Origin of the sequence: Klebsiella sp. B345, from assembly GCF_051131735.1 — a bacterium.
Taxonomy (GTDB): Bacteria; Pseudomonadota; Gammaproteobacteria; order Enterobacterales; family Enterobacteriaceae; genus Klebsiella.
The window spans coordinates 3,024,511-3,050,607 of record NZ_CP180443.1 but is presented as its reverse complement, the minus strand read 5'-3'; the positions used below and the strand labels follow the sequence as shown (position 1 = coordinate 3,050,607).

Sequence of the window (26,097 nt, the reverse complement as noted above, 5' to 3'; positions counted from 1 at the left end):
ATCAGAAGAAGTATTTAAAGCGCACGCGGGCACCGTAGCGATCGTCGTCATCGCTCTGGCTCAGCTTATCGTTGCTATCGAGCAGAGAGTAATAAGCCCCGAGGTAAATATTAAAGTTCTGCATATTCATCACGTTCGGAATTTGATACGACGCGTGGAAAGTATGAATATTGTAAGTGCCTTCATCTTTAATCCAGCAGTCGTCATCGCAAATTACCCCAGCATAATCGTTAATTTTATTATGCGCGTAGACATATCCCAGCTCAAAGCGCTGCCATAACGCATTCACCCCGGCGGTAAAATCTTTTTCATTACTGGCGTCCATATACGCGGTATTCAGATTAACCACCACGCCGTTATCCGGATCGCTATTCAGGCCATTCCAGGTCATGGTCAGGCCATATCCGGTACGGTCAGACTGATCGACAAAATTCCCTTGGGCATTCTGATAACCATAGGCATTGTTTACCACGTTCGACTCCATCGCCGTAGCGACAGAAAAATCGTCTTTCGCCCATGAAATCACCGGGCGCAAATAGGCGACGTTCTTTTTCTGCTCCATATTGCGACCGTGGTAGCCGCCGTTGTCATACAGCGATGTGCCGTCTTCCAGCAGCGTATTAAGCTCAAAATACCAGTTGTCGATCTGCTTGCTCAGCAGGAAGTTACCGCCGGCATCGGAACGGCCACGACCCTCTTTCATCATATAGATATAACCGTGACCGTCGCTGTAGAGGTCATTTGCGGTATTCCCGGAGTGCTCAACAAAGGTGTCCTGATTAAGCGGGAACATGTCGTAGGCTTCAAAGCGACCGACCTTCACCTTCCAGTCATCCTCCTGACCAAAAAAGAACACGGCGTCATCGAGGTTCATCGAACCGGTCATATCCGCCAGCGGCTGTACCGAGAAGCCGGCAAAATAGCCGTTGTCCATTTTGCGTATGCCGTCAAACCCCAGCAGGATGCGGCCGTTGAGGTCCCAGCGATCGGAGGTCGGGTCGCTGCTGACGTCGGCATTGGTCATCGCCAGCAGGCCGCGCTTGCTTTCAGCATCCATGTTGAATTCAACATCGCCATAGATTTTTAAATCGCCATAACCGCTAAGGGTCAGCGCAGGTACGCTGGTATTTTTCTTCGTTTCAATATCTGGAACCTGGCTTTTTACTGCCATGGTGCTTTGCGTGGTTTTCAGCTGCTGGATCTCTTGTGCCTGTTCAATCTTCAACTGTTTGATCTGATTTTCGGCTTGAGTGGCACGATTCTCCGCCGCGGCAAGCCGCGATTCAAGCTGCTGGAGGCGTTGTTCCAGCGTTTGTGACTGCGTTTTTGCCATACCGGTATTTGCCGCTAATAATAAGCCAACGGCTACCGCTAATATTGTTTTATTCATCGTTATGTTTCCCAGAGATAAAATTTCAATGTTTGGATTAATTAAAATCCACCATGTGAATGTTTTTATAAATGCCATGCTTTATTGTTTTTATTACCGAAAAATAGCAACTCCTGTTCAGAGATTAAGTTTAATCCTCCATTATCGTGAGCGAGATAACACTTAAATAGCACCCCTTAATAAAAAAGGGGATACAAATAAACCAATGAAATAATTAACACCGCAACATAAATAATAAGAATAAGATAACCAGACCAGGAGAACCGGAATATTCCGGTTCTCTATCTGGTTTCTTAATATATAAGTGGTTTCAATATGATTGCAGGTCTGTACCGGCTTACACTGCCATCGTCTTATTGCCGACGCTGTCGACAGTCGTTTTTCCTGACAAAGTGAAGGCTGAGATAATGGTGACAACCAGCGCAATGCTCCCAAGGATCAGATAGGTATCCTGAAAACCAATCCGGTCATACATATTGCCCGCAAACGCCGAGAGGAAAATCGCCGCCACCTGCTTGGCAAACTGAAAGCCCACCAGATAGATGGTCGCCGACAGTCGGGTATCAAACACCCCGGTAATGTATTTGAATGCGCCCACCAGCAGGAACGGGACTTCCAGCGCGTGCAGCATTTTCAGAACCACTACCTCCACCGCGGTCGTGGCGAACGACGAACCGATCATCCTCACCGCCATCACCATCCCGGCAATCAGCAGGGTATTCTTCGCGCCGATGCGGTTAATAATCCACGGAGAGCTAAACATAATGATGGCATTGCAAATTTCTCCGGCGGTGGTGGCAAAACCAAAAGCGCGAGTGCCGGCTTCCGGGGTGGCGAAGTAAGATTTAAAGAAGGTCGCAAACTGCTGATCGAAGACGTCGTACACGCAGGCCACGCCCACAACATACAGAATAAACATCCACATTTTACGCTGACGGAACATGCTGACGGCAGTTTTGAGATCCACAGCGGGACGGTTGGCCCCTAAGGAATCCAGCACCTGCGCGGAAGAACTGGCCTGCGGTCTGGCGATCGCCACCAGCAACAGCAGAAGCAGCGCGGCGATCGACCCCATCCAGAACACCCATTCGGGGTTAACGCTAAACAGCATCCCGGCCGTGGTCGCACACAGCGCCCAGCCCAGGCAACCAAAGGTTCGAGCCTTGCCATACTCAAACCCGCTATTGCGGCTTACCCGTTCAATATAAGCCTCCATCGCCCCGGCGCCGGCGGAGAAAACAAAGCCGATATAGGCCCCGCCACTCAGCGCGCCCAGCCAGATATTGCTTTTCAGCAACGGCGCAAAAACATAGAGGAAGAAGGGGGCAATCAGGACCAACAACACCGTGACGATCCACATCAGATGCTTTTTCAGCCCCAGCTTGTCGGAAATCACCCCGAGGATCGGCTGAAAACAGATAGCAAACAGAGACAGGCTGGAGAAGACAATGCCGGTTTCGGTTTTATTCAGGCCAATGACATCCGACAGCCAGATCGGCAGAAACGGAAAGCAGGTGGCCATAATGAAGAAATAGAGAAAAAAGAACAGTCCGAAAATCCAGAAGTTAGGGTTATTTTTATGGGTACAGGCGGTCGGATTCATTGTGTATTCCTCAAAAAGGGCCGACGCTCGGCCCGTCACCATCACACGCGTTGCAGGCCAATTAAAATGGCGCTTTCCGGGTCGAGAATGGGCAGCGCCAGTCCCGCTTGTTGTAACCACTCACCGCTTACCGTCAGCGGCGTCGTCATCCATTCCGGCAGCTTACGCATGGTATGGCCGCCCTCTCCTGTAATCTGAATATTCGGATGGTCCAGTAGCGTCACTCGATAGCGAGAGCCCGCCTCCAGACCCGCCACTCGCAGCGGCGCCATCAGGGTGTAATCCGGCATCGCCAGCTGACTCACGAGGAAAATCGCCTGGTGTTTATCTTCGCTGACCACGCCATGCGCGAGCGTGGTCGCATCGGGCATGTCTATCCGCCACTGCACGCCATGGTGCAGCACGTCGCGCCACTGCTTATGCAGTGCCACGTATTTGCGATAGCCCGCACGCTCATGCTCGTCAACGCCCACCGGATCCAGCTCCAGCCCCATATGGCCAAATAGCGCCGTCAGGCCGCGGAAGGCGATATCATGCTGGCGGAAGGTCGCATGGCAGTGGCGGTTGCCAACATGCGACCCCATCACTTCCGGCGGGAAGAAATAGCTCATCCCACGCTGGATGGTATTGCGCTCCAGCGCATCGTTATTGTCTGAAGGCCAGAAACGATGGCAGCGCTTAAGCACTTCATAATCGATACGTCCACCGCCAGAGGAGCAGGACTCAAATTCTATCTGCGGGAAGCGGGCGACCAGCGTATCCAGCAAGCGATAAAACTGGCGGGTTTGCGCATCGGCGGCGGCTTTGCCGTTATGGCCCGGCTGCACCAGCTCGCGGTTCATATCCCACTTCACATAGTCCACGGCATGCTCACCCAGCAACCAGCTCATCCGCTCAAGGAGATAGTCAAAAGCCTCCGGGATATTCAGGTTCAGCACCAGTTGATGGCGTCCGGGAAGTGGCGTATAGCCTGGCAGCGCCAGCACCCAGTCCGGGTGTGCGCGGTACAAATCAGAATTCGGGTTGATCATTTCCGGCTCGACCCAGATGCCGAACTCCATGCCCAGCGACTTCACGTGGTCGATAACCGGGCTCAGACCGTCGGGGTACTTTTTCTCATCGAGATACCAGTCGCCCAGCGCCGCCCAGTCATCGTTACGCCCCTTAAACCAACCGTCATCGATGATGAAGCGCTCAACACCCAGTTCCGCCGCCTCATCCGCCATGCGCATGATGTATTGCGGGTCGTGGTCAAAATAGATCCCCTCCCAGGTGTTGAGATGAACCGGACGCGGCTTATTATCAGGGAAGCGAATAATCTGTTCGCGCAGATAGCGGTGGAACTGCTGGCTCATGCCGTTCAGCCCCTGCGAGGAATAGCTGGCATAGAGGCTCGGAGTCCAGAGCGTTTTCCCCTCCTCCAGAACTATTTCGCCCGGCAGATAGAGCGCTTCCGCCTGCAGATAGCGACGACCGTCCGTTTTCGCTTCTGCCCGCAGACGATGGTTGCCGCTCCAGCCCAGATGCACGCCCCACACTTCGCCCTGCATTTCGCTAAAGGACTGGCTGCCGGTAATCAGCGCCGGAAAATGTTCATGCGACGTTCGGCCACGGCGGTTTTCCAGCACGATGCTGTCATGCTCAAGCGTCAAACGATGGGGTTGAAATTCGCGAGTCCAGCGGCCATGAAAAGCCAGTACTTCCCGGGCTCGTTCGGCGACCGGCAGCGTGACCGCCAGACGGTCTACCTGCCAGGGTTGCGGGTGCAGGTTGGTTAAACCGTGACGCACGCTCAGCACTCCGCTGCCGTCGAGCTGAATTTCGCTGCACAGGCGCAGACCGGCCTGGGCGTCTTCAGCGATCACGGCGACCTTCTGCCCATCCTGGATAACCTCAGTGGTCGTGAAAATCGGCGAGGCGTCGAGCCCCTGGCGGTGGCCTTCAATGCCCGGAGCGCCAAACAAACCGTGGCCCAGCTCGGCCATTAACGTCAGCGGTGAATCAACATCCAGACGACCGTTGGCGACCGGGCGCACAATACTGTCGGCATCCTGCGGCGAAAAGTAACGTAAATGCGGCCCCCAGTAGACAATTTCGGCAAACGGGTGAGTTTTAATGATCACATCAGCCGTTGAACTTTGTAGGCGTAAAATCGAATCAGACATCAGACATCTCCACAACAAGGAATGTCTTACTGTTGATCCGAAACGTTTCGGGTAACAACCAAAACGTTTCGGATCCGTGATAGACCTCAGGAAATTAGTGTGGAGAGGTGTAAATCAGCTGGTTTCGCCGGGGATAAATTCAGGCTGCCAGAGCACCTGGAGAGAGGCAAGATCGTCACCAGCGATGAGTCGGCGGACCATGCTGGCAATCTGGCGACCGACGCCCTGGCGAGTGGATTGGATCACCGCCCCGACCGGGGTTTCAATGATGCTGTCCTGTGGTAAACCGTCGTACACCACCAGAGATACGCGGTTATCACCGGTCAGACGCCCCTGCTGGTAGAGCGCCATAGCGGCACCATCGCCGTGAGTATTGCAGTCAGTGATAATTGCCGTTGGCGGCTCCGGCAGGCGGAGCAGCTCCAGCGTGGCCTGATAGCCGCCGCGTCGGGTTGGCGGCACGCGGCGCTGCCAGCGATCGGACAGACCGGCCTCCCGGAGCGCATCCAGATAGCCGTTCCGCCGCTGTGAGATAAACGCCTGGTTGTTGTTTTCGCCGAGAAAAGCGATGCGCTGATGGCCCTGGTTGATTAAATGACGGGCGGCGCGATAGGTCCCGGCATGGTTATCGAAATCAAACCAGGCATAGGGTAATGGCAGGCGGCTGCGTCCGAGGGCCAGAAAAGGAAAACCAGAGGCCAGCAATTGTGTCAGGCGCGGGTCGTCGTCAAGCGTATGCGCCACGATCAGCGCATCTATCCGCCGGCTTTGCGCCATGCGCATATAGCCGTGCTGATCGGCCTGCTCGTCGTCGGCAATCAGCAGCAGATCGATCTCATAGCGCGCCAGCTCGTGGCTGATTTCCCCGACCATGTCGTGAAACACGGTGTTGTTCAGCGGCGCCGGGCTCATGGGGAACACCAGGCCGACGGCGTCGATTTTGCCCATTTTAAGCCGCCGCGCGAAGGTATTCGGCTGATAACCACGGCGCTTTGCTTCGGCTTGAACCCGGGCTCGCGTCTCCTGCGACACGTCATCATAACCGTTTAGCGCACGGCTGACGGTGGTGACCGAGATCCCAAGTTCTTTAGCAATGGCTTTCAGAGACATACATATCCTTGTCGACGCGGGGAAGGCGGTTAGTGTCCCGCAATACGGGGATGGCGTCCAGCAACAGCATCGCCGCCCTTACCCCGGATATGCCGCTAGTTTTGTTCCGCCACCAGCAGCGCCTGGGTATCCGGTTCCAGCGCCTGGAAAACATGCTCGCGATCGGCCGGATAGCAGATGTAATCCCCTTCGCCAAGCTCTTCCGGCGCCTCGGTCAGCCCAACCCGCGCCCGGCCCTGGGTGATAATAATATGCTCCACCGAGCCTGCCGGGTGCGGATGTGAAATACGATCGGCTCCCGGTTGCGTCAGCAAAAGATAGATGTCGCGACGCGCGCCTGGCGGGCAGGCGGCCAGCAGGATCGCCTGATAGTTTGCCTGTTCCGCGATCACTTTTGTCCCCTCACCGCGGCGGATCACCTGGGTGGTGTTGACCTGCGGTTCCAGCAGTCGCGCAAAGGGGATATCGAGCGCCACGCAGAGCGCCCACAGGGTTTCCAGACTCGGGTTGCCGTTGGCCGACTCCAGCTGCGATAGCGTTGATTTAGCGATCCCGGCCCGTCGCGCGACTTCGGCGAGAGACAGCCCGGTACGCGCACGTTCACGCACCAGACTTTTGGCAATCAGGCTTATTGGCTGCGTCATATATCGCCCTATCGTTTTTTATATCGAACGTTTCGTTCGACTTGAAATGAATGTGTGTTGCGTTCATTATAATGGAAATTCGTTCGATATGGCTAAAGAGTATGAAACAGCATTTTGCCAGCCTGAAAGGCGACACCATTAAAGCGATTATTTTAGTCTGCCTGGCGGTTGGTATCGTGGGCATGTCCTATGGCTCACTGGCCATCGCCTACGGCTTCCCCATTTGGGTGCCTTTTGTGCTCTCCGTCTCCGTACTGGCGGGGGCCTCAGAGTTTATGTTTATCGGCATCGTCGCCAGCGGCGGTAATCCGCTAGCTGCCGCTGCCGCCGGATTATTAGTTAACGCCCGCCATATTCCCTTTGGCGTCACGGTGCGCGACCTGGTCGGCAAACGCGCAGCCAGCTTCCTCGGCTGCCACATTATGAACGATGAAAGCGTGGTATTCGGCCTGTCGCAAAAGACGCCGGAACAGCGCCGGGCGGCCTACTGGCTGTGCGGCCTGGGCGTGGCGATTATCTGGCCGCTGGGCGCCCTGCTTGGCGCCGGGGTGGGTAAACTGCTGCCGTCCCCGGAAACCATCGGTCTGGATGCAGTATTCCCGGCCATTTTGCTGGCGCTGGTCGTGCCGGCCTTTAAAAACCGCACCACCCTGATCCGGGCCTGCAGCGGAGCGCTGGTATCCTTAGCCGCCGTGCCTTTTGCGCCGGTGGGTTTGCCGGTGCTGCTCTCACTGTTTGGCCTGCTGGCGAGGAAAAAATAATGGGTAACATGACGCTGTTTATCGCCGGTATCGCGATTCTGTCGCTGGGGACCTATTTAATGCGTTTAGGTGGGGCGAAACTGGGCAACCGCCTGGCCTTTTCCGAACGTTCTCAGGCCCTGCTTTCCGATGCCGCGACGGTGCTGCTCTTTTCCGTGGCGCTGGCGACGACGTTTTATGAAGGTGAACATTTTGCCGGAGCGGCGCGGGTACTGGGCGTGGGCTTTGCGGTATTTCTCGCCTGGCGCAAGATGCCATTGATCGTGGTAATTATTGCCGCGGCGGTAGTGACCGCGTTGTTACGAATGGCCGGTATAAACTAAAAAAGCGCCCGCAGGCGCTCTTTCGACAATAGCTTTTGGCTTATTTGTTCAGTTCCGCCGTCATATGCACGCGGTTACCGGTAAAGGCTTCGGTAATTTTGTAAGACGATGCCCCGGCAGCCTGAGCCTGTGCGGCGATTTTTGCTTCTGCACCGTCCATTGTCATGGCGGTCGCCGTTACGGTTTCAGCGGCAAAGGAACCAAAAGAGACGGTCATAGCGATAACTGCTGCAAAAGTTTTGATGCTGTTCATGATGTAAACCCTTTAAATTAGTTGTTTGGATAAGGCGCCGTGCCTTGATGTGATAAATAGTAGCCCTCACATCGCCAAACAAAAAGCGGAAGGATTTGTTCTCATCATTCAAAAAAATTGATTTATTTTTAACCGGCGTTCAATCGCTGTGGATGGGTGTATACCGTGGCCCTGCCCGGCTTGCAGAAGCCGACCAGCGTCAGGTTGCAGCGCTCTGCGACCTCCACCGCCAGCGCCGTCGCAGCAGAGACGGCAAACAGAATCTCCACCCCGCACATCGCAGCTTTCTGCACCATCTCGTAGCTGGCCCGGCTGGAGACTAACGCTGCGCCGTTGCGCCAGGCGCCTTCTACATCAACCCGATGCCCGAGCAGCTTATCCAGTGCCACGTGCCGGCCAACGTCTTCGTGGCCTCCCGCCAGTTCGCCAGAAGGACGTACCCAGGCAGCAGCGTGGGTGCAGCCGGTCAGACGGCCGATCGGCTGAAAATCATTCAGATGCGCCAGCGCGCGGTCAAGATTCGCCAGATCGAAGGTCTGGGTAAACGGCAACGGCTGCACCGGTTTACCAATATCATTGAGTTGTTCCACGCCGCACACGCCGCAGCCGGTACGCCCGGCTAGCGCCCGGCGACGCGCTTTCAACCCCATAAAGCGACGGCTGGACAGCTCGATCTGCACTTCCAGCCCGTTGCAGGCCTGCACGACATCCATCCCATAAATGTCACGCCGGTCTTCTATAATCCCTTCAGAGAGAGAAAAACCAACGGCGAAATGCGCCAGATCCTTTGGCGTCGCCATCATCACGACGTGAGAGATGCCGTTATAGACCAGCGCGATCGGGACTTCTTCAGCTAACTCGTCCGGCTGAGGATGTTGCAAATCCTCGCGTTTCCAGAGCGTGACCCGGCGATAAGTTGTGACATCTGTCACATTTTCAATTTGTTCGTGAGGGTTCTTGTTCACTTTGTCTTAACCGTATTGGAACAGGCATACACACAATGTGGTATTCTCTCTATACCCCTTCAAGTGAAAGGGGGATCACCCCCAATTCTGAACCTTTGCGGCCCTGACCGCAAAGTAAATAACTACATGTGACAATGTCGATACAAGGAGTGAACCATGCAGGTCAGCAGAAGGCAGTTCTTTAAGATCTGCGCTGGCGGTATGGCAGGCACAACGGCAGCAACGCTGGGCTTTGCTCCAGCCATTGCGCTCGCGGAAACCCGGCAATATAAACTGCTGCGTACCCGTGAAACCCGTAACACCTGTACGTACTGTTCTGTCGGTTGTGGGCTGTTGATGTATAGCCTCGGCGACGGTGCGAAAAACGCCAAAGCATCCATCTTTCATATCGAAGGTGACCCTGACCATCCGGTCAACCGTGGTGCGCTCTGCCCTAAAGGGGCGGGTCTGGTCGACTTTATCCACTCTGAAAGTCGCCTGAAATTCCCGGAATATCGCGCGCCAGGCTCCGACAAATGGCAGCAAATCAGCTGGGACGAGGCGTTCGATCGCATCGCCAAACTGATGAAAGAAGACCGCGATGCCAACTTCATGGCGAAAAACGACGCTGGCACCACCGTCAACCGCTGGTTGACCACCGGTATGCTGTGCGCTTCCGCCTCCAGTAACGAAACCGGTTATTTAACCCAAAAATTCACCCGCGCGCTGGGTATGCTCGCGGTCGACAACCAGGCACGCGTCTGACACGGACCAACGGTAGCAAGTCTTGCTCCAACATTTGGTCGCGGTGCGATGACCAACCACTGGGTGGATATTAAAAACGCCAACCTGCTTGTGGTGATGGGTGGTAACGCCGCTGAAGCGCACCCGGTAGGGTTCCGCTGGGCGATGGAAGCCAAAATTCGCAACGGTGCGAAGCTGATTGTTATCGACCCACGCTTTACGCGTACCGCGTCGGTAGCCGACTTCTATACCCCGATTCGTTCCGGTACTGACATTACTTTCCTGTCAGGCGTGATCCTGTACCTGCTGAACAACGAAAAAATTAACCGTGAATACACCGAAGCCTATACCAACGCCAGCCTGATCGTGCGTGAGGATTACGGCTTTGAAGACGGTCTGTTTAGCGGCTACGACGCAGAAACCCGCAAGTACGATAAAACGTCCTGGAACTATGAGCTGGACGAAAACGGCTTTGCTAAACGCGATACGACGCTCCAGCATCCGCGCTGCGTGTGGAACCTGCTAAAACAGCACGTTTCTCGCTATACGCCGGACGTGGTCGAAAATATCTGCGGGACGCCGAAAGCGGACTTCCTCAAAGTCTGCGAGTACATCGCGGAAACCAGCGCTCACGATAAAACCGCATCGTTCCTGTATGCACTCGGCTGGACCCAGCACTCTGTCGGTGCGCAGAACATCCGTACCATGGCGATGATCCAGTTGCTGCTTGGCAATATGGGGATGGCAGGCGGCGGCGTTAACGCCCTGCGCGGCCACTCCAATATTCAGGGTCTCACCGACTTAGGATTGCTGTCGCAGAGCCTGCCGGGGTATATGACCCTGCCGAGCGAAAAACAAACCGACCTGCAAACCTACCTCGCCGCCAACACGCCGAAACCGCTGCTGCAGGGCCAGGTGAACTACTGGGGCAACTATCCGAAATTCTTCGTCTCGATGATGAAGGCTTTCTTTGGCGATAAAGCCACGGCGGAAAACAGCTGGGGCTTCGACTGGTTGCCGAAGTGGGATAAAGGCTACGACGTACTGCAGTACTTCGAGATGATGAACCAGGGCAAGGTCAATGGCTACATTTGCCAGGGCTTTAACCCGGTGGCTTCGTTCCCGAATAAAAACAAAGTTGTTGCTTCGCTATCGAAACTGAAGTTCCTGGTGACCATCGACCCGCTCAACACCGAAACGTCCACCTTCTGGCAAAACCACGGTGAGTCGAACGATGTTGATCCATCGAAAATCCAGACTGAGGTGTTCCGCCTGCCTTCCACCTGCTTCGCCGAAGAAAACGGTTCGATCGTTAACTCCGGCCGCTGGCTACAGTGGCACTGGAAAGGCGCAGATGCCCCCGGTATTGCGGTCACCGACGGTGAGATCCTCGCCGGTATCTTCTTACGCCTGCGTAAGATGTATGCCGAGGAAGGCGGCCCGACGCCTGAGCCGGTGCTGAACATGACGTGGAACTACTCCACACCGCATGAACCAGCGTCCGAAGAAGTGGCGATGGAAAGCAACGGTAAAGCGCTGGCGGACATTACCGATCCGGCGACCGGGGCAGTAATCGTCAAAAAAGGCCAGCAGCTGAGTTCGTTCGCCCAGTTACGTGATGACGGCACCACCTCCAGCGGCTGCTGGATTTTCGCCGGGAGCTGGACGCCGGATGGCAACCAGATGGCCCGCCGGGATAACGCCGACCCATCAGGCCTGGGTAATACGTTGGGCTGGGCCTGGGCATGGCCGCTTAACCGCCGCATCCTGTATAACCGCGCCTCTGCGGACCCGCAGGGCAACCCGTGGGATCCGAAGCGTCAGATCCTGAAATGGGATGGCGCGAAGTGGAGCGGAATGGACATCCCAGACTACAGCGCTGCCGCGCCTGGCAGCGATGTCGGACCGTTTATCATGCAGCCTGAAGGGATGGGACGTTTGTTCGCTATCGATAAGATGGCGGAAGGGCCGTTCCCGGAACACTACGAGCCGTTTGAAACGCCGCTGGGCACCAACCCGCTGCACCCGAACGTGGTCTCCAACCCGGCCGCTCGCGTCTTTAAAGGCGACCTTGAGCAGATGGGCAAAGCGGAGAAATTCCCGTACGTCGGCACCACTTACCGTCTGACCGAGCACTTCCACTACTGGACCAAGCATGCGTTGCTTAACGCTATCGCCCAACCGGAACAGTTTGTCGAAATCGGCGAGAAGCTGGCGAATAAACTCGGCATCGCCCACGGCGATACCGTTAAGGTCTCCTCCAACCGCGGCTATATCAAAGCCAAGGCGGTGGTGACCAAGCGTATTCGCACGCTGAAAGCCGACGGTAAAGATATCGATACCATCGGTATTCCGATTCACTGGGGCTACGAAGGCGTGGCGAAGAAAGGGTTTATCGCAAACACCCTGACGCCGTTCGTCGGCGATGCGAATACGCAGACGCCGGAGTTCAAAGCGTTCCTCGTTAACGTGGAAAAGGTGTAACGGAGACGACCTATGGCTTATCAATCGCAGGACATTATCCGTCGCTCCGCGACTAACGGCTTCACCCCCGCGCCTCGTGCGCGGGATCATCAGGAAGAGGTGGCGAAGCTTATCGACGTCACCACCTGCATCGGCTGTAAAGCCTGTCAGGTGGCCTGTTCCGAGTGGAACGATATCCGCGACGAAGTGGGTCATAACGTCGGGGTGTACGACAACCCCGCCGATCTGACTGCCAAGTCCTGGACGGTGATGCGCTTCTCGGAAGTGGAGCAAAACGACAAGCTGGAGTGGCTCATCCGTAAGGATGGCTGCATGCACTGTGCCGATCCGGGCTGCCTGAAGGCTTGCCCATCAGAAGGGGCTATCATTCAGTATGCCAACGGCATCGTCGACTTCCAGTCCGAGCAGTGCATCGGCTGCGGCTACTGCATCGCGGGCTGCCCGTTCAACGTGCCGCGTCTCAACCCGGAAGATAACCGCGTCTACAAATGTACGCTGTGCGTAGACCGCGTCACCGTCGGCCAGGAACCGGCCTGCGTGAAAACCTGTCCGACGGGCGCTATCCACTTTGGCTCAAAAGAGGATATGAAAGTGCTGGCAGGCGAACGTGTTGCCGAGCTGAAAACCCGTGGTTATGACAATGCCGGCCTGTACGATCCGGCTGGCGTTGGCGGGACGCATGTGATGTATGTTCTGCATCATGCCGACAAGCCGAATCTCTATCACGGCCTGCCGGAAAACCCGGAAATCAGCGCTACCGTGAAGTTCTGGAAAGGCATCTGGAAACCGCTCGCGGCAGTCGGCTTTGCCGCGACCTTTGCCGCCAGTATCTTCCACTATGTGGGTGTCGGTCCGAACCGCGCAGACGAGGAAGAAGACAATCTGCATGAAGAGAATGACGAGGTGCGCAAATGAAAAGACGTGACACCATCGTGCGCTACACGGCGCCGGAACGCATCAACCACTGGGTCACCGCCTTCTGCTTCATGCTGGCGGCGATAAGCGGGCTGGGGTTCTTTTTCCCGTCCTTCAACTGGCTGATGCAAATCATGGGCACACCGCAGCTGGCGCGCATTCTGCACCCGTTTGTCGGCGTGATTATGTTTGCTTCATTCATCATCATGTTTTTCCGCTACTGGCACCATAATCTAATCAATCGGGATGATATCTTTTGGGCGAAGAATATTCGTAAGATCGTCGTCAACGAGGAAGTAGGTGACACCGGGCGCTATAACTTCGGCCAGAAATGCGTATTCTGGGCGGCGATTATATTGCTGGTGCTGTTGCTGATAAGCGGTGTGATCATCTGGCGCCCTTACTTTGCACCTGCGTTCTCAATCCCGGTAATCCGATTGGCGCTCATGCTGCATTCATTTGCCGCAGTAGCATTAATTGTGGTTATCATGGTGCATATATACGCCGCCCTGTGGGTGAAAGGCACCATAACCGCGATGGTGGAAGGCTGGGTTACTAAAACGTGGGCGAAGAAACATCACCCACGCTGGTACCGGGAAGTTCGCCAGAAACAGGAAAACAAGACTGAATGAGTATTCGCATAATCCCGCAAGATGAGCTGGGTTCGAGCGAGAAACATACGGCGGAGTACATTCCGCCGTTACTGTTCCCCAGGCTGAAGAATCTTTATAACCGCCGCGCTGAACGCCTGCGCGAACTGGCGAAGAACAATCCGCTGGGTGATTACCTGCGTTTTGCTGCGCTGATTGCTCACGCCCAGGAAGTGGTGCTTTACGACCATCCATTACAGATGGATCTGACCGCACGTCTCAAAGAGGCGAACGAGCAGGGTAAACCGCCACTGGATATTCACGTGCTGCCGCGCGATAAACACTGGCACAAGCTGCTGCATTCGCTGATTGCCGAGCTGAAACCAGAGATGAGCGGCCCGGCGCTGGCGGTCATCGAAAACCTGGAGAAAGCTTCTGAGCAGGAGCTGGAACTGATGGCGAGCGCCCTGTTTGCTTCAGACTTTGCCGCTGTCAGCAGTGATAAAGCGCCGTTTATCTGGGCCGCGCTATCGCTGTACTGGGCCCAGATGGCCAGCCTGATCCCAGGTAAAGCACGCGCCGAATATGGTGAGCAGCGCCAGTTCTGCCCGGTATGCGGCTCCATGCCCGTATCCAGCATGGTGCAGATTGGTACTACCCAAGGGCTACGCTACCTGCACTGCAACCTGTGCGAAACCGAATGGCACGTGGTACGCATCAAGTGCAGCAACTGCGAACAGAGCCGGGATTTACACTACTGGTCTCTCGATAATGAACAGGCGGCCATTAAGGCCGAGAGCTGCGGCGACTGCGGAACCTACCTGAAGATTCTCTATCAGGAAAAAGATCCGAACGTCGAACCCGTCGCCGACGATCTCGCATCGCTGGTGCTGGACGCCCGCATGGAGCAGGAGGGCTTTGCCAGAAGCTCAATCAACCCGTTCATGTTCCCGGGTGAAGGGGAGTAAATCAGCTCTCATGTCGGGCAACACACGTTGCCCGACTCACCTATTTGACCATATCCTTCTTCCCGCGTCAGAGGTGAGTTTCACTTTTGCGAGCCGCTTTCCATAATCCTTCCGCCGTCATAAATGCCATTTTCTTTTGCCGCAAACCAGGCTATAACACTGTATACCCATACAGTTTAAAGGAATAAAAAATGGCGCTGGAAAAAGGTATTGCTGAGCAGGTTCAGGCCTTTATCGATGCAGGTCGCCCCGCTTCGCGAGGGCAACATATTGATGACCGGAGAAACGGCTACATCGCCAGCATGGTGTTAGCCGGCGAGACGGAAACCCGGGTACAGGTAGAAGATATCACGCTGGAAGGCATGACCTTTCGCGTGGTCTCGCCGCAGAATGCCGTCGGCACGCTACCCACCGTTATCTACTATCACGGCGGCTGTTTTATCAGCGGTGGTTTCGCGACCCATGATAAGCAGCTCCGGCAGTTGGCGTATGCCAGCGGTTGTCGGGTCATCGCCGTGGCATATCGGCTGGCGCCCGAACACACGTTCCCCACCGCACACGATGATGCCTACAAAGGGGCACAGATTATCCAGCGTCATTCCAGGCAGCTTGGGGTCGATACCGCGCACATCACCCTTGCCGGTGACAGCGCCGGCGGGCATCTAGCGCTGGTGACAGCGCTGCGTCTGAAAGCCGCGCAAGACTGGCAACCGGCGCAGCTCATTCTGATTTATCCCATGCTGGATGCCAGCGCTAGCTCGCCAACCTACATCAGCAACGGCAGTGATTACATCATCACCGGAGATACGCTGCTGAGCGGCTACGAAATGTACCTGGCTTCCACACCATTAACGCACCCGGAAGCCAGCCCGCTGTGGCGCGACGACTTCCACGGCCTGCCGCCGGTGCATATTGTCACCGCCGAATATGACCCTCTGCGTGATGAAGGCGAAGCACTGTATCAGTATCTGAGCGAGCAGCAGGTTGCCTGCACCTGCCAGCGCTACCTCGGGGTAATTCACGGCTTCTTTCAGCTTGCAGGGATAAGCCAGGCAGCGCGTAGTGCTATTGGGGATATCGCCTGGAGAATCCGTTCACCAGGCCAGTCGATGTGATGAGTGCGGTGGGAATTACTCTTCTTCGTTCCCGCCCTCTTCATACGAGCCAAAAGGCTTCGCGGGTAGAACAATATAAATACCTTCAAAAATCGCGCCCAGACTCTCGCCGCCAAATAGCTCCACCTGCAGCTGAACACGTGCTTTGCGCCCACGAGCAAGGCGATCGAGATCGCCGCTTAACGATCCCAGGTCAGCCACGGCGCTCGGGCGGCCGCTAATCGGCTGGCTATAGCGAATATGCGCGTCGGCGAGAATAATCGTGCCGCCCAGGTGGCGTTCACGCAGCATTAGCCAGATCAGCCCCCAGCCGGTTAAGGTCGCCTGGGAAAACAGGCTACCGGCAAACAGGGTATGGTGCGGATTCTGGTTGCCAGCTTCCGGCATGGTGGTAATAAACTTTTTCCCGGTGTATTGCTGAATGCGAACGCCCATTTTTTCGCTGAGCGGAATATGCTGATACCAGGCCTGCTGCAGCTGCCCGCACCAGTCTCCGCGGTGCAGAATGTCATCCAGCGAGGCAATCGGCTTAATCATCAGGAAATGGCGAATCGGCGTGGTGGTTGGCGTGGTAATCTCGCCCTCGTTGACAAAACCGAGCTTGGCAAAGAAATCCATGGCGTCTTCACGTGCGCTGCAGGTTACGCGCTTGACCCCTTCCTGACGGGCAACGGACTCGAGGGTCATCGCCATCAGCGTCCCCAGGCCTTTATCCTGCACCGACGGATGTACGGCCATAAAGCGAATAGAGGCTTCGTTCTCCGCGTTGATATACAGCCGTCCGACAGCAACCAGACGCCCTTCTTCATCCACCACCATCTGGTGATGCGCCATCGCATCCCAGGCGTCGCGTTCCGATCCTTTAGGCTGATGCAGCGGCTTGCGCAACATCTCCCAGCGGAACTGATAGTAGTTCTCGAGTTCTTCTTCTGTTTGCGGTACACGAAGGTGATACATAGCTGTACTCTCTTTTGTTACCCGCAACCGGCCTGGAAGCTGGCTCATACCTGCAACCAGAAGGTCACAGGACCATCATTAACCAAAGAGACCTGCATATCCGCAGCGAATCTCCCGGTCTGTGTGTCCATCTCCTGCTGACGACAGCGCGCGACAAAATAGTCATACAACGCTTCCGCTCTGTCCGGGGCGGCGCCTTTTGAAAAGCCAGGACGCATGCCGCGCTCGGTATCCGCCGCCAGCGTGAACTGCGATACCACCAGTACGCTGCCGCCGGACTGTTGAACATTGAGGTTCATTTTTCCGTCAGCATCGCTGAAAATACGATAGCCCAGCACGCGCTCGCACAGGCGATTCGCTTTCTGCTCATCGTCGTCTTTCTCGACGCCCAACAACACCAGAAGCCCCGGGCCGATTTCACCCGTCACTTCACCCTCCACGATTACGCTTGCACGGGTCACGCGCTGAATTAATGCAATCATCGTTATTCTGTTTCTTCTTTTTTAAGTTTGCGGTATTCCTCGAGAGTGACAGTAATTTCTGCCCCAAGCAAGACGATACACCACGTCCAGTACACCCAGACAAACAAAATTGGCACCACCGCTATCACGCCATAAATCAGCTGGTACGACGGAAACGCCGTGATATACAGGGCAAAGGCTTTTTTACCCGCCTCAAACAAGAGCGCCGCCACCAGCGATCCCACCAACGCATCGCGGGTACGCACCCGGGTCGTGGGGACAATGCTGTAAAGCAGCCAGAAAGCCGCCCAGGATAAAATTAACGGGAAGATCCGTAGCACATCATCAATCACGCTGTTCAGATCGCTCGCCCAGCGTAACGACAGCAGATAAGAGCTGATCGCCAGGCTCGCCCCTGCCAGCAGCGGCCCCAGCGTCAGGATCATCCAGTAAACCGCAAAAGAGTAAATTTTTGGCCGGGTCCGGGCACTGCGCCAGATAGTATTCAGCGCGCTATCGATCGAATACATCAGCAGCAGCGAAGTGACAATCAGCCCGAAAGCCCCGACGGCCGTCATCCGGCTGGAGTTTGCGACAAACTGCTCGATATAGCCCTGGATGACATCCCCCGTCGCCGGGATAAAATTCGAGAAGATAAAGTGGCGGATCTGTCCGCTCACCTCGGAAAACATGGGAAATGCCGAGAACAACGCGAAGACGACGGCAATCAGCGGCACCAGAGAGAGTAACGACACATAGGCGAGGTTTCCCGCCAGTGTCGTCATATTGTCTTCATCAATACGCCGCCAGAGCAGCTTTATCCAGGCCACAAAGGGTCGGGTACGATGCTTTGCTTTTTGATGAACGATTTTGAACATAGTTATTTCGCAAAGTAAGCGGGGATAGTCTCCTTTCCGGTCACCAAAATACTGGTTATCCCCAACTGGTCAGCCCCAGCTATATTATCGGCGTTATCATCAAAAAAGACCGCATCTTGCGCAGAAAAATCCTCTGATTGCAGGACGCTTTGATAGATCCGCGCTTCGGGTTTGCGCATCCCCATCTCCTGGGAAAGATAGATACGGTCGGCGGCGGTCCGTATCTGCGGGTATTCATCCGGCCAGAATGTGGTATGCAGGCGGTTGGTATTCGACAGCACCACCACTCGATGCCCCTGCTCACGCAGTTTTTGCATGATGGCGATAACTTCCGGGCGCAGGGTAACAAACACGGCCTGCCAGCCGTGGGCGAATTGTTCGTAGCTCAGCGGCATATTCATTTCATGACACATCGCTTCGGCAAAGGCCTCATCGCTGATTTCGCCGCGCTCGTGCTGGTGGAACGCCTCGCCCATGGTGAAATGCTGCTTGAGCGTCGCAAGCGGTATGCGGCTCAAATCACTCCATGTCCCAAGCACCCGGTTGAAATCGATGTCGACAATCACATTACCTAAATCAAAGATATAGAGCATTTTTGTCTCCTTCCGCACCCTGGATGTTTAACTGTAGCGGGAAAGGAGGGGTTTGACTATGGGGGGAATATCAGGAGAGCCATCAGGCCGCAAAGTCTCGCGGCCTGATGGCGTCAGGGAGCATTGACGGGCCGGGCGTTACGCCTCTGCCGCCTCTAACGCACGTTTTCTTTGGCTAATGCGTTTCACCAGTAACACTGAAACTACGGCGCCGCAGAACGCGAAACAGGCCATAATACCGAAGACAATTTTATACCCCAGGATCCCAGGGTTGAGGTCGAGGATATAGCCGTACAGGCTGAAGCAGAACATAGCGGGGGCATAACCGATAAAACTGCCCAGCGCCATGGCAGCACCGGTCTGGCTTTCCGCGATCTTAGCTTCACCAATTGGCGCAAAGAAGACCGCACGCTGGGTAAATACAATGGCCCCAAAACCTAAAGTACAGGCCATCCCCAGATAAACCGGCATGCTTTCATGAGGAAGCAGAATCAAGACCACCAGCGCGGCTGTGCTGATAAAGAAGGTGTAACACAGGTATTTACTAGGTGACTTCAGTATCTTATCGGAGATCATCCCGCCAACCGGGCCACCGATCATCTTCAGGCAATACTGGTTAATAATGCCGTAAGCCCCGACCAGCGCCACAGGCAGAAGATAGATGTTTTTCAGGAACGGAATAAAGAATGTCAGCCCGCAGTAGACGGCGTAAACAAAAAAGACGTTAAAGGCAATCAGCCAGATGGTTTTGTCTTTCAGTACGGAAGAGATGCTGGTGTTTTTCTTGTCTGACGGCTCGCAGTCAACGGCGGCGACCTTGACGTCGTCGTCATCCTGATTCAGCACGAAGAAGATAATCACCCCGACGCTGATGACGATGATGGAATAAAACCAGATCCCCGCTTTAAATCCTAACAGGCCGCTGCCGAACCAGGCAAAAACCGCCAGAGCAGAGAATGCAACGATGGTATCGACAATGCCGCGCCCGGTTTCAAAGAAGCCAAATAACCGTCCCTGCTGTTCGCTATTCCCCAGGCGGCTGACGGATTTTAATAGCACCGGCCAGTTCATCATGTCGCAGGTGACACCAAACAGCGCCCAGACAAAAAGTATGCCCCAGTACCCCGGCATGGTTGTCAGGTAGATACCTAACAGACCGGTGGCAATAAGCGAAAAAGACATGGTGTACTTACGCGGCAACTTATCGGCAAAATAAATGGAAAGAAAGAAACCAACAGTTGTGACAAAAGAGTTCACAGACATAGCATTCCCAATCTGACCATTGGTCAAATGAAAATATTCCTGCATCGGTATATAGAAAGCATCCTTTAGCGAAGGCAGTTTATAAATCGTACCGCCACACAACGTCAATAAGCTAAAGAGTGCCCATTTCTTTCTTGTGAGCATATGATTCCTTAATGATTTTATAATCATTTCGTTTTAAAAGGAAAAAGAACCCTGACCACACCTGGCGGGTGGCATATAGAAAAATTAAAGATCAGAGCTTGAAATTAACATTTAATAATATGGTTGGCCTCACTTTTTATTTGCTGGAGGGTGGTTCTGACAAACTCTAACTGGCGAATGGCATCTGCTTTTTCTTTCACTAATCGTGCTTCCAGCAGCGCGGCATCGGGTAAAGGGGTTTCACTCATTTCACGCCATGGGATCCACGGGTTGTCGCCTTCATCAGCAAAACGGAATGCCGGAGCATAGTAGTCCACTTCCTCTTCCAGGCCATAAGCCATTACCTGAGGCTGCTCATCACCCAGACAAATCAGCCGGGTCAGTAAATCTTTAAAAGGCATATCCCCCTGACCGGAGCTGCAGGCATGATGTCCGAGGCCATTATCCTCGTTGATAATTAAGGCATCTTTAATATGCACCTGAGTAATAAAAGGTGACATCGTCTCGAGGGCATTCAGCGGATGCTCGTTGGCGTTAATCATGTTTGCAAAATCAAACAGCAGCGAAAGAGAAGGCATCCCGCTTTGTTCAATCAGCGCCACCAGCTCGTGGCTTTTCAAATCTTCATGTTGTTCGAGCGTAAACGTCAGACCGCTATCCTGATAGCGTTCTTTAATATACTGGATATCAAAGTTAATTTTCGGTAGAACGTCTTGTAAATGACCCTCGTAACGAGGATAAAAGCGAACAGAGGTGGCGCCGGTTTTTAATGCGATGCGGGTAGCATGATCGATAGCTTGTTGATCCGAGGCGCTGGTTTCTATATGCACATCAAGCTGTAATTGTTTTGCTTTTTCTGCAAATTCGGCAAGTTCGATATCATTCATATTGCCGAGAGAACGTGTTTCACCATCGAGTACATGAATTTTCACACCTCGCAGATGATTCTCATGCGCAATATCTAATAAATCACCAGGTAATATCCGCTCAAGGCGCATATTAAAATGGTATGCATAGGCGTGAAGATAAAGGGGAAGATTATCTACACGAGCGAGAATTTTTTCTGCATCGTATTTCGTTAGCATAAGACACCTACAAGTTAATAAAAAGATCAACTGCCTCAAACCGCCAGTATTCAATATCGATCTGAATGATATTGCCATTACTGTCAGCCCGGTGTTTCTCAATAAGAATGGCAGGCATGCCTGAGGAGCCGCCAATAAATTTACCAATATCACCCGACATTCTGACTGGTTTAAACACCAGTTTTTTCGTTACGACGTCCTTTTGGTACTCATTTTTCCATACCGAGGAGAAAGACTGATTGTCGAGTTGTTCAATAAACCCGGGGGCAACATTGGGGTTAATAAACGTCTCATGATAAAACACTTTATGTCCTTCCAGCGCACCCCAACCGGTAATGAGATACAGCTCATCCGACGGCGTTGTTGCGAGAAGCGGCCGTGCGGCATCGGGAAAGCTGGCAGTGCGGCTCTTGGCGATAAACCCCCAGGAGGGCTCCCTGCCCTGTTCCAGCGCGGCACGTTGGAAGCTGGCAGACAGCTCCGGGCTGTAGTTAAAACGCGGCTGGGTAACAAACCATCCCTTGCGGTCTTTACGGAAAATTCGCGATTCCGCTTCCAGGTTTAAGAGCGCCTGACGCAGGGTCATACGCTTAATACCCAGCAGCTCCCCGAGCTCTCTTTCAGAAGGAAGTTTACCGCCCGGTGCCGTGATCCCTTCCCTCAACCAGTGGTCTAATTTTTCTTTCGCATTTTCGACGGTTGATTGATTCATCATTATTGTTTAGCCCATTTGGTTTAAACCAGATAATGAATCTTACTCTTACGCGCAAAAAAATAGCAATATCTACATTATTCTTTGGGGATAAATGTGACCGGCCTCTCCTCGCTAAAGGAGCGATTGTCCGTTGATGTGAGTGGTGACGGGGGATAGCAGGACTTCAGGGCAAAAAAAACCCCGCCGTAAGGGCGGGGTTCTGGCATCGACAAGAAGCGAAAATTAGTCTTCTTTCGAACCGCGCATCGCGCGTTTACGATCGTTCTCGGTCAGATGACGCTTACGAATACGTACAGAGGTCGGCGTCACTTCTACCAGTTCGTCGTCATCGATGAACTCCAGAGCCTGCTCCAGGGTCATTTTCTGCGCCGGAACCAGAGTGGTCGCTTCATCGGTACCTGACGCACGCATGTTGGTCAGTTTCTTACCGGTCAGGCAGTTTACTGTCAGGTCGTTAGAACGGCTGTGAATACCGATGATCTGGCCTTCATATACTTCCGCACCGTGACCCAGGAACAGCTTACCGCGGTCCTGCAGGCTGAACAGTGCGAAGGCAACTGCTTTACCCTGACCGTTGGAGATCAGAACGCCGTTCTGGCGCTGGCCAACATCACCCGCACGAACATCATCGTAGTGGCTGAAGGTGGAGTACAGCAGACCAGTACCGGAGGTCATGGTCATGAACTCAGAACGGAAGCCGATCAGGCCACGGCTTGGGATCACGTAGTCGAGACGTACGCGGCCTTTGCCATCTGGATTCATGTTTTTCAGGTCGCCTTTACGCTCACCCAGAGCCTGCATGACAGAACCCTGATGCTGCTCTTCAACGTCCAGCGTTACGTTTTCGAACGGCTCTTGTTTACGGCCGTCGATTTCGCGGAAGATAACTTTCGGACGGGAAACCGCCATCTCGAAACCTTCACGACGCATGTTTTCGATCAGAACAGACAGGTGCAGCTCGCCACGACCAGAAACGCGGAATGCGTCAGCATCCGGAGTTTCTTCAACACGCAGCGCTACGTTGTGCACCAGCTCTTTGTTCAGGCGGTCAAGAATCTGACGAGAGGTAACGTACTTACCTTCTTTGCCACAGAACGGAGAGGTGTTAACGCAGAAGAACATGGAAACGGTCGGCTCATCAACTGACAGCGCCGGCAGCGCTTCAACATTCTGCGGATCGCAGATGGTGTCAGAGATGTTCAGCTCACCCAGACCGGTGATCGCGATGATATCGCCAGCTTCAGCAACATCGCTCTCGATACGTTCCAGACCCAGGTGAGTCAGTACTTTACCAACTTTACCGTTACGGGTTTTGCCTTCGCTATCAACGATAGTGATCTGCTGGTTCGGCTTCACTTTACCGCGTTTGATGCGGCCGATGCCGATGACGCCAACGTAGTTGTTGTAGTCCAGCTGGGAGATTTGCATCTGCAGCGGGCCATCCAGGTCTACGTTTGGTGCCGCAACACGATCGACGATGGTCTGATACAGCGGAGTCATATCGTCAGCCATATCTTCGTGATCCAGACCCGCGATACCGTTCAGCGCAGAAGCGTAAACGATCGGGAAGTCCAGCTGCTCATCAGTCGCATCAAGGTTAACGAACAGGTCAAATACCTGATCGACGACCCAGTCAGGGCGTGCGCCCGGACGGTCAACCTTGTTGATGACCACGATTGGCTTCAGACCATGAGCAAATGCCTTCTTGGTTACGAAGCGCGTCTGCGGCATCGGGCCATCCATTGCGTCAACGACCAGCAGCACGGAATCAACCATGGACATGACACGTTCAACTTCACCTCCGAAGTCGGCGTGCCCTGGGGTATCAACGATGTTGATACGATAGTCGTTCCATTTGATAGCGGTGTTTTTAGCGAGGATGGTAATCCCACGCTCTTTCTCCAAATCGTTGGAGTCCATCACTCGCTCTTGAGTTTCGGCACGAGCATCAAACGTACCGGATTGCTGCAGCAGCTTATCGACCAGGGTAGTTTTACCATGGTCAACGTGCGCGATGATGGCGATATTACGCAAATTTTCGATCACAACTTTGCCTCAGGCATTTAGAAATAGCGCGTTATTGTACACGGATTAATCGCAGTACAAAACAGGATCACAAACATCCTCCACAAACAAGTATTGCAGAGTTTCTTTGTGATCGCTTTCACGACGCGTTAAAAGGGTTTTTATAGGTGATTTGCACCAAACTGGTGCCCAATGTTCACACAATTGCACTATATTAGTGCAATGCATTCATAATGGTGCAGCCCTTTTGCACGATGGAGTGCATGATAACGCCTTTTGGGGGCAATTTAAAAGTTGGCACAGATTTCGCTTTATATTTTTTAAGGCAACAACGCCACTTTACGTAGCAAAAAAGTTTTCGTTACCACGACGACAATGACCAATCCGGGAGAGTTTAAGTATGTCCGCTGAACACGTTTTGACGATGCTGAACGAGCATGAAGTGAAGTTTGTCGATCTGCGCTTCACCGATACCAAAGGTAAAGAACAGCACGTCACAATTCCTTCTCATCAGGTGAATGCCGAATTCTTCGAAGAAGGCAAAATGTTTGATGGCTCCTCGATTGGTGGCTGGAAAGGTATTAACGAATCAGACATGGTTCTGATGCCGGATGCGACCACTGCGCTGATCGACCCGTTCTATGAAGAACCGACTCTGATCATCCGCTGCGACATCCTGGAACCAGGCACCCTGCAGGGCTATGACCGTGACCCGCGCTCCATCGCCAAACGTGCGGAAGAGTATCTGCGCTCTACCGGTCTGGCGGACACCGTACTGTTCGGGCCAGAACCAGAGTTCTTCCTGTTTGACGACATCCGTTTCGGCGCGTCCATCTCCGGTTCCCACGTTGCTATCGATGATATCGAAGGCGCATGGAACTCTTCCACCAAATACGAAGGTGGTAACAAAGGTCACCGTCCTGGCGTGAAAGGCGGTTACTTCCCGGTTCCGCCGGTAGACTCCTCTCAGGATATCCGTTCTACCATGTGTATGATCATGGAAGAAATGGGCCTGGTTGTTGAAGCGCACCACCACGAAGTGGCCACCGCTGGTCAGAACGAAATCGCTACCCGCTTCAACACCATGACCAAAAAAGCGGACGAAATTCAGATTTACAAATATGTAGTGCAGAACGTGGCTCACCGCTTCGGCAAAACCGCAACCTTCATGCCAAAACCGATGTTTGGCGATAACGGTTCCGGCATGCACTGCCACATGTCTCTGTCCAAGAACGGCGTAAACCTGTTCTCTGGCGACAAATATGCGGGTCTGTCTGAGCAAGCGCTGTTCTACATCGGCGGTGTTATCAAACACGCTAAAGCGATCAACGCCCTGGCAAACCCAACCACCAACTCCTACAAGCGTCTGGTCCCGGGTTATGAAGCACCGGTTATGCTGGCTTACTCTGCCCGTAACCGTTCTGCCTCTATCCGTATTCCGGTAGTAACCTCTCCGAAAGCACGCCGTATTGAAGTGCGCTTCCCGGACCCGGCTGCTAACCCGTACCTGTGCTTCGCAGCGCTGCTGATGGCTGGTCTTGACGGTATCAAGAACAAAATCCATCCGGGCGAAGCCATGGATAAAAACCTGTACGATCTGCCGCCGGAAGAAGCGAAAGAGATCCCACAGGTTGCAGGCTCTCTGGAAGAAGCACTGAACGCGCTGGACGCGGACCGTGAGTTCCTGACTGCTGGTGGTGTATTCACCAACGACGCGATCGATGCTTACATCGCTCTGCGTATTGAAGAGAACGACCGCGTACGTATGACTCCGCACCCGGTTGAGTTCGAGCTGTACTACAGCGTCTAATTTTGCTGTAAATCCTGGGTATGCCATGTTGTGGCGTGGCATATCAAGGGTATTTTGTTGCCGTGGAAACTTTCAGCCCATCTCAGGATGGGCTTTTTTCTCCACCAACATGCTGATCTCATGCGCTTTTTATCCATAAAAAGCTATACTGCACTAT

23 protein-coding genes are annotated in these 26,097 nt (G+C 54.0%); 8 read left to right on the top strand and 15 right to left on the bottom strand.

Annotated features, from left to right (window positions below; translation table 11 throughout):
* Position 1 precedes the first annotated feature (1 nt).
* The 5 genes from ACMYSO_RS14345 to ACMYSO_RS14325 form a co-directional block, all read right to left on the bottom strand.
* A complete protein-coding gene (locus tag ACMYSO_RS14345; protein ID WP_434665432.1) occupies positions 2-1,390 on the bottom strand; it encodes a carbohydrate porin in 1,389 nt (462 codons plus the stop codon).
* A gap of 337 nt (positions 1,391-1,727) precedes the next feature.
* Positions 1,728-2,993: an MFS transporter gene (locus tag ACMYSO_RS14340; protein WP_434665429.1), complete on the bottom strand. Its 1,266-nt coding sequence runs from the start codon at positions 2,991-2,993 to the stop codon at positions 1,728-1,730.
* A 41-nt stretch (positions 2,994-3,034) separates the two neighbouring features.
* A complete protein-coding gene (locus tag ACMYSO_RS14335; protein WP_434665427.1) occupies positions 3,035-5,158 on the bottom strand; it encodes an alpha-galactosidase in 2,124 nt (707 codons plus the stop codon).
* 114 nt (positions 5,159-5,272) lie between these two features.
* Positions 5,273-6,268: a substrate-binding domain-containing protein gene (locus tag ACMYSO_RS14330; protein WP_434665424.1), complete on the bottom strand. Its 996-nt coding sequence runs from the start codon at positions 6,266-6,268 to the stop codon at positions 5,273-5,275.
* Between the two features lie 95 nt (positions 6,269-6,363).
* Complete coding sequence (locus tag ACMYSO_RS14325; protein ID WP_123758036.1) at positions 6,364-6,912, bottom strand: helix-turn-helix domain-containing protein; 549 nt, start codon at positions 6,910-6,912, stop codon at positions 6,364-6,366.
* 101 nt (positions 6,913-7,013) lie between these two features.
* Between ACMYSO_RS14325 and ACMYSO_RS14320 the strand changes: the two genes are divergently transcribed.
* Both ACMYSO_RS14320 and ACMYSO_RS14315 read left to right on the top strand, forming a co-directional pair.
* Complete coding sequence (locus ACMYSO_RS14320; RefSeq protein WP_123758037.1) at positions 7,014-7,673, top strand: AzlC family ABC transporter permease; 660 nt, start codon at positions 7,014-7,016, stop codon at positions 7,671-7,673.
* Positions 7,673-7,996 carry an AzlD domain-containing protein gene (locus tag ACMYSO_RS14315; RefSeq protein ID WP_123758038.1) on the top strand — a complete coding sequence of 108 codons (324 nt, stop codon included), beginning with the start codon at positions 7,673-7,675 and terminating at the stop codon, positions 7,994-7,996. Before ACMYSO_RS14320 ends, ACMYSO_RS14315 begins: the two co-directional genes overlap by 1 nt.
* A gap of 40 nt (positions 7,997-8,036) precedes the next feature.
* Here ACMYSO_RS14315 and ACMYSO_RS14310 read toward each other — a convergent pair whose 3' ends face one another.
* Both ACMYSO_RS14310 and fdhD read right to left on the bottom strand, forming a co-directional pair.
* Positions 8,037-8,249: a YdgH/BhsA/McbA-like domain containing protein gene (locus tag ACMYSO_RS14310; protein ID WP_123758039.1), complete on the bottom strand. Its 213-nt coding sequence runs from the start codon at positions 8,247-8,249 to the stop codon at positions 8,037-8,039.
* A 128-nt stretch (positions 8,250-8,377) separates the two neighbouring features.
* A complete protein-coding gene (gene fdhD / locus ACMYSO_RS14305) occupies positions 8,378-9,214 on the bottom strand; it encodes a formate dehydrogenase accessory sulfurtransferase FdhD (protein ID WP_434665420.1) in 837 nt (278 codons plus the stop codon).
* A gap of 156 nt (positions 9,215-9,370) precedes the next feature.
* Here fdhD and fdnG point away from each other — a divergent pair, with 156 nt between their 5' ends.
* The 5 genes from fdnG to ACMYSO_RS14280 all read left to right on the top strand — a co-directional run bounded on the left by fdnG (position 9,371) and on the right by ACMYSO_RS14280 (position 16,009).
* The gene (gene fdnG, locus ACMYSO_RS14300) at positions 9,371-12,421 is read left to right on the top strand and encodes a formate dehydrogenase-N subunit alpha (protein ID WP_434665417.1); all 3,051 of its coding nucleotides are present in this window, start codon (positions 9,371-9,373) and stop codon (positions 12,419-12,421) included.
* A gap of 12 nt (positions 12,422-12,433) precedes the next feature.
* Positions 12,434-13,336 (top strand): formate dehydrogenase subunit beta, encoded by a 903-nt coding sequence (fdxH, locus tag ACMYSO_RS14295; protein WP_434665415.1) that lies wholly within the window; start codon positions 12,434-12,436, stop codon positions 13,334-13,336.
* Positions 13,333-13,968 carry a formate dehydrogenase cytochrome b556 subunit gene (fdoI, locus tag ACMYSO_RS14290; protein ID WP_434665412.1) on the top strand — a complete coding sequence of 212 codons (636 nt, stop codon included), beginning with the start codon at positions 13,333-13,335 and terminating at the stop codon, positions 13,966-13,968. Before fdxH ends, fdoI begins: the two co-directional genes overlap by 4 nt.
* Complete coding sequence (fdhE, locus tag ACMYSO_RS14285; protein ID WP_434586960.1) at positions 13,965-14,894, top strand: formate dehydrogenase accessory protein FdhE; 930 nt, start codon at positions 13,965-13,967, stop codon at positions 14,892-14,894. Before fdoI ends, fdhE begins: the two co-directional genes overlap by 4 nt.
* Before the next feature lie 191 nt (positions 14,895-15,085).
* Positions 15,086-16,009, top strand: a complete 924-nt coding sequence (locus ACMYSO_RS14280; protein ID WP_434665410.1) for an alpha/beta hydrolase — start codon at positions 15,086-15,088, stop codon at positions 16,007-16,009.
* A gap of 15 nt (positions 16,010-16,024) precedes the next feature.
* Here ACMYSO_RS14280 and fabY read toward each other — a convergent pair whose 3' ends face one another.
* The 8 genes from fabY to typA all read right to left on the bottom strand — a co-directional run bounded on the left by fabY (position 16,025) and on the right by typA (position 24,151).
* Positions 16,025-16,966 (bottom strand): fatty acid biosynthesis protein FabY, encoded by a 942-nt coding sequence (fabY, locus tag ACMYSO_RS14275; protein ID WP_434665407.1) that lies wholly within the window; start codon positions 16,964-16,966, stop codon positions 16,025-16,027.
* A 44-nt stretch (positions 16,967-17,010) separates the two neighbouring features.
* Positions 17,011-17,448: a D-aminoacyl-tRNA deacylase gene (gene dtd, locus ACMYSO_RS14270; RefSeq protein ID WP_434665405.1), complete on the bottom strand. Its 438-nt coding sequence runs from the start codon at positions 17,446-17,448 to the stop codon at positions 17,011-17,013.
* Positions 17,449-17,450: 2 nt separating this feature from the next.
* Complete coding sequence (locus ACMYSO_RS14265) at positions 17,451-18,305, bottom strand: virulence factor BrkB family protein (protein ID WP_434586963.1); 855 nt, start codon at positions 18,303-18,305, stop codon at positions 17,451-17,453.
* Between the two features lie 2 nt (positions 18,306-18,307).
* Positions 18,308-18,898, bottom strand: coding sequence for a glucose-1-phosphatase (gene yihX, locus ACMYSO_RS14260; RefSeq protein ID WP_434665403.1), 591 nt, complete (start codon positions 18,896-18,898; stop codon positions 18,308-18,310).
* A gap of 138 nt (positions 18,899-19,036) precedes the next feature.
* A complete protein-coding gene (locus ACMYSO_RS14255; protein ID WP_434665401.1) occupies positions 19,037-20,305 on the bottom strand; it encodes an MFS transporter in 1,269 nt (422 codons plus the stop codon).
* 104 nt (positions 20,306-20,409) lie between these two features.
* A complete protein-coding gene (locus ACMYSO_RS14250) occupies positions 20,410-21,390 on the bottom strand; it encodes a sugar phosphate isomerase/epimerase family protein (RefSeq protein WP_434665398.1) in 981 nt (326 codons plus the stop codon).
* 7 nt (positions 21,391-21,397) lie between these two features.
* Positions 21,398-22,108, bottom strand: a complete 711-nt coding sequence (locus ACMYSO_RS14245) for a GntR family transcriptional regulator (protein WP_434670815.1) — start codon at positions 22,106-22,108, stop codon at positions 21,398-21,400.
* A gap of 219 nt (positions 22,109-22,327) precedes the next feature.
* On the bottom strand, positions 22,328-24,151 hold the full coding sequence (gene typA, locus ACMYSO_RS14240) for a ribosome-dependent GTPase TypA (RefSeq protein ID WP_123758054.1): 1,824 nt from the start codon (positions 24,149-24,151) through the stop codon (positions 22,328-22,330).
* A 379-nt stretch (positions 24,152-24,530) separates the two neighbouring features.
* Between typA and glnA the strand changes: the two genes are divergently transcribed.
* Complete coding sequence (gene glnA, locus ACMYSO_RS14235; protein WP_434665396.1) at positions 24,531-25,940, top strand: glutamate--ammonia ligase; 1,410 nt, start codon at positions 24,531-24,533, stop codon at positions 25,938-25,940.
* The last annotated feature ends 157 nt before the right edge of the window (positions 25,941-26,097 follow it).

Bases quoted from the DNA above. Each gene is read 5' to 3' on its own strand.
- ACMYSO_RS14345 (WP_434665432.1), bottom strand. From the start codon at position 1,390: ATGAATAAAACAATATTAGCGGTAGCCGTTGGCTTATTATTAGCGGCA.
- ACMYSO_RS14340 (WP_434665429.1), bottom strand. From the start codon at position 2,993: ATGAATCCGACCGCCTGTACCCATAAAAATAACCCTAACTTCTGGATT.
- ACMYSO_RS14335 (WP_434665427.1), bottom strand. From the start codon at position 5,158: ATGTCTGATTCGATTTTACGCCTACAAAGTTCAACGGCTGATGTGATC.
- ACMYSO_RS14330 (WP_434665424.1), bottom strand. From the start codon at position 6,268: ATGTCTCTGAAAGCCATTGCTAAAGAACTTGGGATCTCGGTCACCACC.
- ACMYSO_RS14325 (WP_123758036.1), bottom strand. From the start codon at position 6,912: ATGACGCAGCCAATAAGCCTGATTGCCAAAAGTCTGGTGCGTGAACGT.
- ACMYSO_RS14320 (WP_123758037.1), top strand. From the start codon at position 7,014: ATGAAACAGCATTTTGCCAGCCTGAAAGGCGACACCATTAAAGCGATT.
- ACMYSO_RS14315 (WP_123758038.1), top strand. From the start codon at position 7,673: ATGGGTAACATGACGCTGTTTATCGCCGGTATCGCGATTCTGTCGCTG.
- ACMYSO_RS14310 (WP_123758039.1), bottom strand. From the start codon at position 8,249: ATGAACAGCATCAAAACTTTTGCAGCAGTTATCGCTATGACCGTCTCT.
- fdxH (WP_434665415.1), top strand. From the start codon at position 12,434: ATGGCTTATCAATCGCAGGACATTATCCGTCGCTCCGCGACTAACGGC.
- fdoI (WP_434665412.1), top strand. From the start codon at position 13,333: ATGAAAAGACGTGACACCATCGTGCGCTACACGGCGCCGGAACGCATC.
- fdhE (WP_434586960.1), top strand. From the start codon at position 13,965: ATGAGTATTCGCATAATCCCGCAAGATGAGCTGGGTTCGAGCGAGAAA.
- ACMYSO_RS14280 (WP_434665410.1), top strand. From the start codon at position 15,086: ATGGCGCTGGAAAAAGGTATTGCTGAGCAGGTTCAGGCCTTTATCGAT.
- fabY (WP_434665407.1), bottom strand. From the start codon at position 16,966: ATGTATCACCTTCGTGTACCGCAAACAGAAGAAGAACTCGAGAACTAC.
- dtd (WP_434665405.1), bottom strand. From the start codon at position 17,448: ATGATTGCATTAATTCAGCGCGTGACCCGTGCAAGCGTAATCGTGGAG.
- ACMYSO_RS14265 (WP_434586963.1), bottom strand. From the start codon at position 18,305: ATGTTCAAAATCGTTCATCAAAAAGCAAAGCATCGTACCCGACCCTTT.
- yihX (WP_434665403.1), bottom strand. From the start codon at position 18,898: ATGCTCTATATCTTTGATTTAGGTAATGTGATTGTCGACATCGATTTC.
- ACMYSO_RS14255 (WP_434665401.1), bottom strand. From the start codon at position 20,305: ATGCTCACAAGAAAGAAATGGGCACTCTTTAGCTTATTGACGTTGTGT.
- ACMYSO_RS14250 (WP_434665398.1), bottom strand. From the start codon at position 21,390: ATGCTAACGAAATACGATGCAGAAAAAATTCTCGCTCGTGTAGATAAT.
- glnA (WP_434665396.1), top strand. From the start codon at position 24,531: ATGTCCGCTGAACACGTTTTGACGATGCTGAACGAGCATGAAGTGAAG.